General features: G+C 71.5%; 12 protein-coding genes. 3 read left to right on the top strand and 9 right to left on the bottom strand.

Going from position 1 to position 11,847, the window contains the following annotated elements; all coding sequences use genetic code 11:
* Positions 1-220: 220 nt before the first annotated feature.
* Entirely contained in the window at positions 221-511 is a 291-nt protein-coding gene (locus ACFVGS_RS32475) for a glutaredoxin family protein (RefSeq protein WP_384420896.1), read from the bottom strand.
* A gap of 108 nt (positions 512-619) precedes the next feature.
* Here ACFVGS_RS32475 and ACFVGS_RS32470 point away from each other — a divergent pair, with 108 nt between their 5' ends.
* The 3 genes from ACFVGS_RS32470 to ACFVGS_RS32460 all read left to right on the top strand — a co-directional run bounded on the left by ACFVGS_RS32470 (position 620) and on the right by ACFVGS_RS32460 (position 4,351).
* A complete protein-coding gene (locus ACFVGS_RS32470; RefSeq protein WP_384420897.1) occupies positions 620-1,567 on the top strand; it encodes an HAD family hydrolase in 948 nt (315 codons plus the stop codon).
* Between the two features lie 461 nt (positions 1,568-2,028).
* Positions 2,029-2,844 (top strand): ECF subfamily RNA polymerase sigma factor, BldN family, encoded by an 816-nt coding sequence (locus ACFVGS_RS32465; protein WP_384420899.1) that lies wholly within the window; start codon positions 2,029-2,031, stop codon positions 2,842-2,844.
* 313 nt (positions 2,845-3,157) lie between these two features.
* Positions 3,158-4,351: a DUF5667 domain-containing protein gene (locus tag ACFVGS_RS32460; RefSeq protein WP_384420901.1), complete on the top strand. Its 1,194-nt coding sequence runs from the start codon at positions 3,158-3,160 to the stop codon at positions 4,349-4,351.
* A 455-nt stretch (positions 4,352-4,806) separates the two neighbouring features.
* Here ACFVGS_RS32460 and ACFVGS_RS32455 read toward each other — a convergent pair whose 3' ends face one another.
* The 8 genes from ACFVGS_RS32455 to ACFVGS_RS32420 all read right to left on the bottom strand — a co-directional run bounded on the left by ACFVGS_RS32455 (position 4,807) and on the right by ACFVGS_RS32420 (position 11,742).
* Positions 4,807-5,802 carry a lysophospholipid acyltransferase family protein gene (locus ACFVGS_RS32455; protein WP_384420902.1) on the bottom strand — a complete coding sequence of 332 codons (996 nt, stop codon included), beginning with the start codon at positions 5,800-5,802 and terminating at the stop codon, positions 4,807-4,809.
* Between the two features lie 14 nt (positions 5,803-5,816).
* A complete protein-coding gene (locus tag ACFVGS_RS32450; RefSeq protein ID WP_384420917.1) occupies positions 5,817-6,869 on the bottom strand; it encodes an NAD-dependent epimerase/dehydratase family protein in 1,053 nt (350 codons plus the stop codon).
* A gap of 147 nt (positions 6,870-7,016) precedes the next feature.
* On the bottom strand, positions 7,017-7,115 hold the full coding sequence (locus tag ACFVGS_RS32445; protein WP_003948845.1) for a 30S ribosomal protein bS22: 99 nt from the start codon (positions 7,113-7,115) through the stop codon (positions 7,017-7,019).
* Between the two features lie 164 nt (positions 7,116-7,279).
* Positions 7,280-7,489, bottom strand: coding sequence for a helix-turn-helix domain-containing protein (locus tag ACFVGS_RS32440; protein WP_046910004.1), 210 nt, complete (start codon positions 7,487-7,489; stop codon positions 7,280-7,282).
* A 126-nt stretch (positions 7,490-7,615) separates the two neighbouring features.
* Positions 7,616-8,431 (bottom strand): phosphatase, encoded by an 816-nt coding sequence (locus tag ACFVGS_RS32435; RefSeq protein WP_384420904.1) that lies wholly within the window; start codon positions 8,429-8,431, stop codon positions 7,616-7,618.
* Positions 8,432-8,659: 228 nt separating this feature from the next.
* Entirely contained in the window at positions 8,660-9,835 is a 1,176-nt protein-coding gene (locus ACFVGS_RS32430; RefSeq protein WP_384420906.1) for an acetoin utilization protein AcuC, read from the bottom strand.
* Positions 9,804-11,051, bottom strand: a complete 1,248-nt coding sequence (locus ACFVGS_RS32425) for an MFS transporter (protein WP_385695551.1) — start codon at positions 11,049-11,051, stop codon at positions 9,804-9,806. Before ACFVGS_RS32425 ends, ACFVGS_RS32430 begins: the two co-directional genes overlap by 32 nt.
* 43 nt (positions 11,052-11,094) lie before the next feature.
* A complete protein-coding gene (locus tag ACFVGS_RS32420; protein ID WP_385695549.1) occupies positions 11,095-11,742 on the bottom strand; it encodes an HAD family hydrolase in 648 nt (215 codons plus the stop codon).
* Positions 11,743-11,847 lie beyond the last annotated feature (105 nt).

The following is an 11,847-nucleotide window of genomic DNA, read 5'->3' as shown; positions in this document are numbered from 1 at the left end:
CCCCGTCGAATGCAGGCTATGTCTTTGTGAACGCGTGCACAAAGATGGTGTCCGTTTTGTCCGCCCAAAGTGACCGGGGTCACGCGGCCGGATCGTGGCGGTACGGAACCGCCGACGGCCTCAGAGCGTTGGGAACCCGAAGGGGGCAAAACCGCACACTCTCCTTTGGAAGCCGCCCCCGAAACCCAACAAAACGTCCACGATGGTAGCCCCCTTTCGGTCAGGCACCCAGTTCACGCCGGAGCCGCCCGGCGTCCACCCGCCAGAACGTGTGCTGCTCCCCGTCGACCAGAACGACCGGGATCTGCTCCCAGTACGCGCGGTACAGCTCCTCGTCCTGGGTGATGTCCTTCTCCTCCCAGAGTGCTCCCGTCTCGGCGCAGACGGTCTCGATCACCGCCCTGGCGTCGTCGCACAGATGACACCCCGGCCTGCCGATCAGCGTCACCGTGCGCGGCCCGCTCTCCCGCGCGGCGCTCTTCTTCCTCGTACGTCCGAACATGCCGTCCATTCTGCGGCCCGGAGCCGGCGGTACGCGTAACAGAGGAGTCCGTCACTGTTCACACCACGGCATCCTCACAAGTCGGGAAGGACCGAACAGACTGGCTATGCTCACCGCATGGCCCCTCCCGGATGGCTCACCCACCGTAGGCGCTCCGCCACCGCGCGCAGCGTCCTGGCAGGCGAGGCCGCCGCGGAGGCGGCGCGCAAGACCTCGCAGCAGCTCGAACAGGAGCGGGAGGAGGCCTTCGCCGCCGAAGCCGCGGCCGCGGAGCCGGAGTTCCCCGTCGTCGGCGACACCAGGGCCGCCGCCTTCTTCGACCTCGACAACACCGTGATGCAGGGCGCCGCGATCTTCCACTTCGGCCGCGGCCTGTACAAGCGGAAGTTCTTCCAGCGGCGCGAACTCGCCCGGTTCGCCTGGGCCCAGATCTGGTTCCGGCTGGCCGGCGTCGAGGACCCGGAGCACATGCAGGAGGCCCGCGACAGCGCCCTGTCCATCGTCAAGGGCCACCGCGTCTCCGAGCTGATGGAGATCGGTGAGGAGATCTACGACGAGTACATGGCCGACCGCATCTGGCCCGGCACCCGCGCCCTCGCCCAGGCGCACCTGGACGCCGGCCAGAAGGTCTGGCTGGTGACCGCCGCCCCGGTCGAGACCGCCACGATCATCGCCCGCCGCCTCGGCCTCACGGGCGCGCTCGGCACGGTCGCCGAGTCGGTCGACGGGGTCTACACCGGCAAGCTGGTCGGCGAACTGCTGCACGGCCCCGCCAAGGCCGAGGCCGTGCGCGCGCTGGCCGCCGCCGAGGGCCTGGACCTCGCGCGCTGCGCCGCGTACAGCGACTCGCACAACGACATCCCGATGCTCTCGCTGGTGGGCCACCCGTACGCGGTCAACCCGGACACCAAGCTGCGCAGGCACGCCAGGGACCGTGACTGGCGGCTGCGCGACTACCGCACCGGCCGCAAGGCGGCCAAGGTCGGCATCCCCGCCGCCGCGGGCGTCGGAGCCCTCGCCGGCGGCACCGCCGCGGCGCTCGCGCTGCACCGCCGCCGCCGCTGAGCCCGGCACACGGCGCGCCGCCGACGGATTCCGGAACGGGTCCCGCGGACGGATTTACCGATCATGCCGATACGTTTCGGCTGCGATCGGGCGAGACAACCCGCGACCAGCGACCCTCACCCGTCCGTGGTCGAACACGCCCCGCACACGGCATGCCCCGGGCATTCCGCACTCCCTACCCGGCAGCGGCCCCGGTCACTCCCCTCTACCGCACTTGAGCACAAGCGGGCCCCCGGTTGATCACAGTCGGAAGCAATCCGATCAACAACCGGTCATCAAGTGCGAGTGATCACGACCACAAGCAGTAACAGATCAGACTGAATCGATGATTTGAGCAACTGGGTGTAGCGCTGCCTGTACTAAGCGTTATTCTCCTCAGACGCACGACGGACCCGCACTTCGCCACCATGAGTGAACGGTCCCGCACTGCACGTGATGGAAGCTCTGCCTCTGGGAGTCCCGTGTACCCACACGTCGGGGTTGACGCCTCGGGCCTGGCTACGCTGCGCGCAACGGTCCTCGACCACTTGCGCGGCTTCGTCCCCACCGCGTACGCCGGCTCTGTCCCCGCTTTCGGCGGACCGGCCTTCGCCGGGCCCGCCTTCGCCGGGCCGGCACCCGCCGGTCCTTGCTATGCCCTGGCCGAAAGCGGCGCCGCCGTCGGCAGACGCGGCACCCGGGGCGGCGCCGGCACCTCGACCGCCGCCCGCCGGCCCACCGCGGACAGCGACAGCGCCCGGATGATGGACCTGGTCGAGCGCGCCCAGGCCGGCGAGGCCGAGGCCTTCGGCCGGCTCTACGACCAGTACAGCGACACGGTCTACCGCTACATCTACTACCGCGTCGGCGGCAAGGCGACGGCGGAGGACCTCACCAGCGAGACGTTCCTGCGCGCCCTGCGCCGGATCTCCACCTTCACCTGGCAGGGCCGCGACTTCGGCGCCTGGCTCGTCACCATCGCCCGCAACCTCGTCGCGGACCACTTCAAGTCGAGCCGCTTCCGCCTAGAGGTCACCACCGGCGAGATGCTCGACGCCAACGAGGTCGAGCGCAGCCCCGAGGACTCCGTCCTCGAGTCCCTCTCCAACGCCGCGCTCCTCGACGCCGTCCGCCGCCTCAACCCGCAGCAGCAGGAGTGCGTGACGCTCCGCTTCCTCCAGGGCCTGTCGGTCGCCGAGACCGCCCGGGTCATGGGGAAGAACGAGGGAGCGATCAAGACCCTCCAGTACCGGGCCGTCCGCACCCTGGCCCGCCTCCTCCCGGACGACGCCCGCTGAGCGCTGCGCGCCCCCCACACGCGCCGCCGCCACCCGCACCCTTCGTCGCCGGCATCACGGTCCCCGCACGCCCGCTTCTCCCCTGTCCCCAGCTCCCCGCTCAACTCACAGTCGGTGACGCCTCGATGACGCACTGGTCCGATCATCTTTCGCGCGTAACCCAAGTGCCGCGCCGCTCGTTGTGCGAAATGCAGGCTCCCTGTGGTCACGCCATGTCCACTTCCACTCACTCTTTCGTGTGGATGCGTTCAAGGTGTGCAACCTTCCGAACCCCTCGGGGAGTCGACCGTCATGACGAGAGGAGGTGCCGCCAGTGATCGCGAACGTTTCGGCGCACCGGCGGGCGAACGCCTTCGCCCAGGCCCTGGAGGATCGGACGTCCGAGGGCGCGGCGGCCGAGCAGCCCGAAGCACCGGCCGAACCGGCCGAGCACGGACGGCTGTTGGCCCTGGCGAACGGTCTCGGCGAGCTGCCGAAGCCGGAGATGGACCCCGAGGTCAAGGTGGTGCAGCGAGCCCAGCTCGTCGCCGCCATGGAAGCGATGCTCGCGGAAGGAAGCGCGGCAGCGGGCCCTACGGTGCCGGAGCAGCGGACCGCCGGAGCCAAGGGAGCCCACCGGGCCTCCCCGCTCCGGAAGTTGCGGCCACGCTCCCGCTGGTCGAAAGGCCTCGCCGCGGGCGGCCTCACCGTCGGTGTGGCCGCCGGAGCGTTCAGCGGCGTGGCCGCTGCCAGCTCCGACGCCCTGCCGGGTGACTCGCTCTACGGCCTCAAGCGTGGCATGGAGGACATCAAGCTGGGGATGGCGGACGACGACGCCGACCGCGGCGGCCTCTACCTCGACCAGGCGTCCACGCGCCTGAGCGAGGCCCGACGGCTGATGGAGCGCGGCCGGGCCGGCGACCTCGACCACGAGTCGCTCGGCGAGATCCGCCGCGTCCTCGACGGCATGAAGCACGACGCCTCCGAGGGCCACCGCCTGCTCCGCCAGGCGTACGAGCGGGACGGCGAGATCGGCCCCATGGCCCGCCTCAACTCCTTCGCGCAGGCGCACCGCGCCACCTGGGACGGGCTGCGCGACCGCCTCCCGGTCCAGCTCACGGACGTGGGCAACGCGGTGAACGACGTCTTCGACGCCATAGACGAAGAGGTCGAGCCGCTCCAGTCCGTCCTCCCGCGCACCCCCGAGCGCGGCCCCATCGGTTCCGGCGGCCCGAGCACGCCGAGAAACACCTCACCGGCCACACCCCAGAGCCCGCACGCCTCGTCCGCCACACCGTCCCACGGCGGCACGCCCACGCAGCCGAAGCCCTCGGGCTCGGGCACAGGCACGCCCCAGGACGAGGGGCTGCTGGGCGGCACCGGCGACCTGCTCAACCCGCCGCACACGGGCCCGAGCACCGACCCGTCCGGCTCGGAGTCGACCCCGCCGGTCCCGGACGTCACGATCCCGCCGATCCTCCCGGGCCTGCTCCCGGGCCTGGGCATCGACAGCAGCGACGCGAACTAGCACCGCGGCACGGGATGGGGCGCCACCCACCAGGGCGGCGCCCCATCCCGTACGGCTGCCTCGTGGCCGTCCAGGAGAGGAACACCGTCCGCCGGCGCCCGGTGCCGCCTGCCTCGTGGCCGTACGGTCAGAAGAACACCGACCGCCGCTGCACCAGCAGCTTGGCCCCTCCTTCTCTGCCGCCCTCGCGCCCCTCGGCCCCAGGGGGCCTCACGGGCTTCGCACGGCTGCGCCGGACTCCGTCCGCCGACGCTCGGTGCCGGCTGCCTCGTGGCCGTCCGTCAGAAGAACACCGACCGCCGCTGCACCAGCAGCTTGGCCCCTCCTTCTCTGCCGCCCTCGCGCCCCTCGGCCCCAAGGGGCCTCACGGGCTTCGCACGGCTGCGCCGGACTCCGTCCGCCGACGCTCGGTGCCGGCAGCCTCGTGGCCGTACGGTCAGAAGAACGCCGTACGGTCAGAAGAACACCGACCGCCGCTGCACCAGCAGCTTGTACAGCGTGTGCTGGATCTGTTCGCGGACCTGGTCCGTCAGGTTGAACATCAGCATCGGGTCCTCCGCCGCCTCTAGCGGATAGCCGTCCGTCGGGATCGGCTCGCCGAACTGGATCGTCCACTTCGTCGGCAGCGGCAGCGCGCCCAGCGGCCCGAGCCACGGGAAGGTCGGGGTCAGCGGGAAGTACGGCAGGCCGAGCACCCGCGCCAGGGTCTTGGCGTTGCCCAGCATCGGATAGATCTCCTCCGCGCCCACGATCGAGCACGGGACGATCGGCACCCCGGCCCGCAGGGCCGTCGACACGAAGCCGCCGCGCCCGAAGCGCTGCAGCTTGTACCGCTCGGCGAACGGCTTCCCGATGCCCTTGAAGCCCTCCGGCATCACGCCGACGATCTCCCCGGCCCGCAGCAGCCGTTCCGCGTCCTCCGAGCAGGCCAGCGTGTGCCCCGCCTTGCGCGCCAGCTCGTTCACCACCGGCAGCATGAAGACCAGGTCGGCGGCGAGCAGCCGCAGATGACGCCCGGCCGGGTGATGGTCGTGGACGGCGACCTGCATCATCAGGCCGTCGAGCGGCAGGGTCCCCGAGTGGTTGGCCACCACCAGGGCGCCGCCCTCCTTCGGGATGTTGTCGACGCCCTTCACCTCGACCCGGAAGTACTTGTCGTACACCGGGCGGAGCAGCGACATCAGGACCTGGTCGGTGAGCTCCTTGTCGTAGCCGAACTCGTCGACCTCGTAGTCGCCCGTGACCCGCCGCCGCAGGAACGCCAGCCCGCCGGCGAGCCGCCGCTCCCAGCCGCCGGGCGCGGGCGCCGGGGCCGGCTCCTCGAGCGGCTGCCGCTCGGCCGGCTGCTGGGCCGGCAGCGCCCGTACGGAGGCCTCACCGTCGCTCCTGGCGGGCCTCCGCCGCGCCCGGGACCGGTCGTCGTCGAAGGGGATGACCTTGGCGTCCGCCATGGCGATCTGGGCTCCTATTCCGCGGTCGTTGAGGTCGGTTCGGGCGCGAGCCGCTCGGCGAGCCGGTCCACGGCCCCCGCGAGCAGCTCCGGCGGCAGCAGCCCCGGCCCGCGGCTGTCCGCGAAGTCCGCGAAGGCCTCGGCGGTGGTGCGGCGCGGCGAGAAGCCGAGGGTCTCGCGCATCTGGACGGTCGACACCACCCGGCCGTGGGTGAGGAGCCGGATCTGCTCCGGCGAGAAGTCGGTGACGCCGACCGTACGCAGCGCCTGCCCCACCCAGGTGACGGCGGGCAGCAGCACCGGCACCGTCGGCCGTCCGAGCCGCCGCGCGCACTGGGACAGCAGCAGCACGCCGTCACCCGCGATGTTGAAGGTGCCGCTGTTGAGGGTGGCCCGGCGCGGCTCGCGCGAGGCGAGCTCCAGGACGTCGATGACGTCGTCCTCGTGGACGAACTGCAGCCGCGGGTCGTAGCCGAAGACCGTCGGGAGCACCGGCAGGTCGAGGTACTCGGCCAGCGGGGAGTCCACCCGTGGCCCGAGGATGTTCGCGAACCGCAGCACGCACACCGCCACGTCCGGGCGGCGCCTGGCGAAGCCCCGTACGTATCCCTCGACCTCCACCGCGTCCTTCGCGAACCCGCCGCTCGGCAGCGACTTCGCCGGCGTCGTCTCGGTGAACACCGCCGGGTCACGGGGCGCGGAGCCGTACACGCTGGTGCTGGACTTCACCACCAGCCGCTGGATCCGGGGCGCCTTCTGACACGCGCCGAGCAGCTGCATGGTGCCGATGACGTTGGTCTCCTTGACCGACGTACGGCCGCCGGAGCCCAGCGCCGTCCCGGTGACGTCCATGTGCACGACGGTGTCCACGTCGTACCGGGCCAGGACCTTGGCGACGGCCGGCTGCCGGATGTCCGCCCGGACGAACTCGGCGGCGCCGAGCGGATGCGGTGAGGGCACCGCGTCCAGGGCGATCACGCGCTCCACGTCGGGGTCCCGCTGGACGCGCCGGACGAAACGCGCACCGAGGTGCCGGGCCGCACCGGTGACGAGCACGACCTTGCCCAAGAGAAGCGCCTTCCGTCGGTCTTCCATCGGTGTTCCGCTGACCGCCACCGTAGCGCCTCCACATTTCGGCGCAATAAAAGCGTGGCCCTCCACCGGAAAACGGTGAAGGGCCACACCTGACGCTGTACGCGGTCGTCGCCGCGTCGCTTACTTCTTGTTGCGACGCTGAACGCGCGTGCGCTTGAGCAGCTTGCGGTGCTTCTTCTTCGCCATCCGCTTACGCCGCTTCTTGATAACAGAGCCCACGACTACCCTCGCTCACTACTCGGAACATCCCCGCGCCAGCGGGGATCGGTGCGGGGCGTCTGGGCCCACACGACCTACGAGGGGCTAGCCTACCGCCCCGAGCGACCGGCTCGTAAACCGAGGGCGGCATCGGGCTTCCGGCCCGCTTTCCGGCCGCGCGCCCGCTACGCGGTCGCCACCCCCACGAACGACTCCCTGAGGTATTCGTGCACCGCCTGTTCGGGCACCCGGAAGGACCTGCCCACCCGGATCGCCGGCAGATGACCGCTGTGCACCAAGCGGTACACGGTCATCTTCGAGACGCGCATCACCGAGGCGACCTCCGCCACGGTCAGGAACTTCACCTCGTTGAGAGGCCTGTCGCCAGCAGCCATGACCCACCTGTACCTTCCGCCGCGACGCCCACCGGCTTCCCCTCCGGTGACTCTTCGTCGCCGAGCGCTCACGCCCAGAGTAGGGGCGGGTGGTACGAGTGGGGAAGAGGAGCAGCCATCGGCCGTTTACCGTGACAGACACGCTCGATTGAGTACATAGCGAGTGAGTGGACGGTAGTAGTCCGAGCGCACCCCGTCATCAAGCGGAACGGCGACCGACACCTGCCCCTCCGCCTCCCCCACGAACAACGCGGGATCGTCCGTGTCGGCGAGCCCGATGGCCTCGATACCCAGCTGACCTGCCCCGCAGACCCAGCCGTGGTCCCCCACCACCAGCTCCGGAAGCGGCCCGCCGGCCTCGAACGCGCTCTCCAGGGCCGCCCTAACCGGCAGCGGCGAGTGGGTGTGCGCCCCTGACTCACGCCCTGCGGGCGGCAGGTCCGCATCTCGCACCAGCGCGACGCCCCGTACGTAGTCCAGAAGGTGCGTGCGTACGCCGAACCGGGTCGTTATGTCGACACATCGCCCCTGCGCCGGGGTGAGAACAAGACATCCCGCCGCCGACAAAGCGTCTGCGAGGGCGGCGTAGAAACCGAGCAGCCGGTGCGGATGCCCCGTCCCGAAGAGCACCGGAGCCCGCCGCCGCGCCGCCGCCGCGAGCCGCTCCGCGAACGCCGCGAGCGCGCCGAGCGTCCGCTCCGGATCGATCACGTCCGGCCCCGAGCGGTGCTCCGGGTCGTCCGACACCCCGCACTTGTCCGCCATCAGGCGCAGCAGTTCACCCTCGTCCCAGCCCCACGCCGGATCGAGCCCCAGCGTCACCCGCGGGTCACGAGCGGCGAAGAGCCGGTAACTCCGCAGGCTCACCTCCCGCGAGGTCGCCACGGTCCCGGCCAACCCGGCCGCCAACAGATGCGCCCGCAGCGCCCCGGTACTCAGCACCCTGCCGATGCTGCCGGAACGACCCTGCACCGGAGTCAAAACCCGCTGGATGACGCACAGTCGGCGTAACGGCCACCCGCCCCGTACGCGCCGCCCGTACGAACGGATCAGGCCAGCGGCGGGTCGGACGAGGGGGGGGCCGGTCACGCCACCGGCCGGTCAGGCGAGGCGCACGGTCTCGCCGGTAGCCGGCCGCACCGACACCCGGCCAGGCCGACGGCCGTCCGGTCAGGCGAGAAGTCCGCGCAGTGGGAAGACCGCGCGCCGCGTCGCGAGCACCGCCTGGTCCAGCCGGTCCGCCGGGTCGTAGCCCTCCGCCCAGTCGCGCCAGCCGACCGGCCACCGCCCGTCCGTCATCCGCAGCGGACCCGGCTGTCGCGTCCGCGCGTACACCTCGTCCCGCCACGCGGCCGGGATCACCGACTCCGGATCGACCGGCGCGTGCGCCGCGATCCCCACCAGATGCGTCCACGACCGCGGTACGACGTCCACCACCGCGTACCCGCCGCCGCCGAGCGCCACCCAGCGCCCCTCGGCGTACTCGTGCGCCAGCTCGTGACACGCCTCCTGCACCGCCCGCTGCGCGTCCAGCGACACCGCCAGATGGGCCAGCGGATCCTCGAAGTGGGTGTCCGCGCCGTGCTGCGTCACCAGCACCTGCGGCCGGAAATCGGCGAGCAGCTCCGGCACCACCGAGTGGAACGCCCGCAGCCAGCCCGCGTCCCCGGTCCCCGCCGGAAGCGCCACGTTCACCGCGCCGCCCTCGCCCGCGCCCGCCGCGCCCGTCTCCTCCGGCCAGCCGGTCTGCGGGAACAGCGTCCGGGGATGCTCGTGCAGCGAGACCGTCAGCACCCGCGGATCGTCCCAGAACGCCGCCTGCACCCCGTCCCCGTGGTGCACGTCCACGTCCACGTACGCGACCCGCTCCGCGCCCAGCTCGAGGAGCCGCGCGATCGCCAGGGCCGCGTCGTTGTAGATGCAGAACCCGGACGCGGCACCCGGCATCGCGTGATGCAGACCGCCCGCGAAGTTCACCGCGTGCGCGGCCTCCCCGCGCCACACCGCCTCCGCCGCGCCCACCGACTGCCCGGCGATCAGCGCCGACACCTCGTGCATCCCCGCGAACGCCGGATCGTCCACCGTCCCCAGTCCGTACGCCTGGTCCGCCGACCTCGGGTCCGCCGAGGCCGCGCGCACCGCCGCCACGTAGTCCTCGCGGTGCACGAGCCGCAACGTCGACTCCCCCGCCGGCTTCGCGGACACCACGTCCACCGCCCGGTCCAGCCCGTACGCCCGCACCAGGCCCATGGTCAGCGCGAGCCGCACCGGGTCCATGGGGTGCTCGGACCCGAAGTCGTACCCCGTGACAGCTTCATCCCACATCAACAGTGCGCGGCCGCTCATGCGAGCCACCGTATCGGGCCTTCTCCGGCCCGAACGACGTGGCATACACCACCGTCACCAGGACCAGCACCATCGGCACCAGCATCGCCCCGCGGTAGCTCCACGCGTCACCGAGCGCACCCACGAGCGGTGATCCGATCAGGAAACCCACGTAGTTGAAGACGTTGAGCCGCGCCACCGCCGCGTCGCTCGCCCCCGGGAAGAGCCGCCCGGCGGCCGCGAAGGTCTGCGGCACGACCACGCTCAGCCCGAGCCCCAGCACCGTGAACCCGGCCATCCCCGCCCAGGCCCCCGGCGCCACCGCCACCACCGCGAACCCGAGCGCCGCGAGTACCGCTCCGGCCCGCACCACCAGGACCGCCCCCAGCCGCCGCACGCCGAAGTCCCCTACGGCCCGCCCGAGCAGCGTCGTCACCATGTACGCGTTGTACGGCACGGTCGCCAGCTCCTCCGAGCTGTGCAGCACGTCCTGGAGGTACTTCGCCGACCAGTTGGAGACGGTCGAGTCCCCGATGTACGCGAAGGTCATCACCATGCACAGCGGCAGCAGCATCCGGAAGGCGACCCCGGACGCCGCCCCTTCCTTCCCCGGTGCGCCGACGGACGCGGGCTCCCGCGCCTCCCCCGCGTCCTTCGACTCCCCCGGCCTTCCCGCCTCCCCGTCCACGTACCAGCGGCTCCCGACGAACGCGGCGGGCAACAGCAGCGCCACCACCGGCAGATAGGAGACGAAGAGCGACAGGTGCCAGTGCGCCCCCGCCCAGGCGAGCGACGCACCGGCGATGCCGCCAAGGCTGTACGCGGCGTGGAAGCCGAGCATGATGCTCCGGCCGTACGCCCGCTGGAGGCTCACGCCCAGCATGTTCATGGACGCGTCCAGCGCCCCGACGGCCAGCCCGAACACGCCCAGCGCGACGGCCGCCATCCACAGCTCCGAGCCGGCCCCGACGGCCAGCAGCGCCAGGAGGACCACGGGCTGGGACCACCGCAGCACCGCGGAAGGGCCGACCCGCGCGACGATCTTCTCGGTGCCGACGCTGGACACGCCGGCCAGCACGGGCACGGCGGCGAGGAAGACGGGCAGCAGCCCGTCGGATATCCCGTACCGGTCCTGGATCGCCGGTATCCGGGTCACGAGCAGGGCGAAGGTGACCCCCTGCACGAAAAAGCCGACCGCCAGGGATCCCCGCCCACGCCGCAACCGCGCATCCGTCATGGCGGCACAGCGTAGGGCCGGGACCTACCGCTGGGTAGATGGATCACAGACCCAAAATCGACGGCAGCTCCCGCATCGAGCCGAAGAACCCGCCGGCCCCGGCGAGCTTCGCCTGGGGCGTCATCGCCGTGAACCCGTACACGTCCATCCCGGCCGCGAGGGCTGCCTGGACGCCGAGCCCGCTGTCCTCGACCACCACGCACCGCTCGGGCGCCACGCCCATGCGTTCGGCGGCGTGGAGGAAGAGGTCGGGCGCCGGCTTCCCGCGGCCGACGTCGTCGGCGCTGAACACGACCCCGTCGGGGAAATGGACGTCGAGCCCGGTCTTCCGGTGCCCGACGCGGATCCGCTCATGGCTCCCGGACGACGCCACGCAGTACGGAACGCCTTCCGCGGCGAGCTTCTTGAGCACGTCGGCGGCCCCGGCCACGGCCTCCAGCTCCCGCTCGAAGGCGGCGAACACGCGCCCGTGGAAGACCGCGTCGAAGTCCGCCGGCAGCCGCTGCCCGCTGCGCTCCTCGACGAGCTCGTGAATCCGGTGCATCGCCGACCCCATGTAGTCCCGCACGGACTCCTCGTAGGTCGTGGGATGCCCGAGCTCGGTGAGGTAGGCGGCGAGGAGGCGGTTGGAGATGGGCTCGCTGTCGACGAGCACACCGTCGTTGTCGAAGATGACCAAGTCATAATTCATGACCTGAGCCTAAACGCAGAAAAGCCCCGCACCATAAGGTGCGGGGCTTTCCCACAATGATTGTTCGGCGGCGTCCTACTCTCCCACAGGGTCCCCCCTGCAGTA

The sequence above is a fragment of the Streptomyces sp. NPDC127114 genome (genome assembly GCF_042677525.1).
Taxonomy (GTDB): Bacteria; Actinomycetota; Actinomycetes; order Streptomycetales; family Streptomycetaceae; genus Streptomyces.
This window is presented reverse-complemented; position numbering and strand designations above follow the sequence as displayed.

Coding starts and splice junctions, on each gene's coding strand:
- ACFVGS_RS32475 (WP_384420896.1), bottom strand. CDS start 511: ATGGACGGCATGTTCGGACGTACGAGGAAGAAGAGCGCCGCGCGGGAG.
- ACFVGS_RS32470 (WP_384420897.1), top strand. CDS start 620: ATGGCCCCTCCCGGATGGCTCACCCACCGTAGGCGCTCCGCCACCGCG.
- ACFVGS_RS32455 (WP_384420902.1), bottom strand. CDS start 5,802: ATGGCGGACGCCAAGGTCATCCCCTTCGACGACGACCGGTCCCGGGCG.
- ACFVGS_RS32440 (WP_046910004.1), bottom strand. CDS start 7,489: ATGGCTGCTGGCGACAGGCCTCTCAACGAGGTGAAGTTCCTGACCGTG.
- ACFVGS_RS32430 (WP_384420906.1), bottom strand. CDS start 9,835: ATGAGCGGCCGCGCACTGTTGATGTGGGATGAAGCTGTCACGGGGTAC.
- ACFVGS_RS32425 (WP_385695551.1), bottom strand. CDS start 11,051: ATGACGGATGCGCGGTTGCGGCGTGGGCGGGGATCCCTGGCGGTCGGC.
- ACFVGS_RS32420 (WP_385695549.1), bottom strand. CDS start 11,742: ATGAATTATGACTTGGTCATCTTCGACAACGACGGTGTGCTCGTCGAC.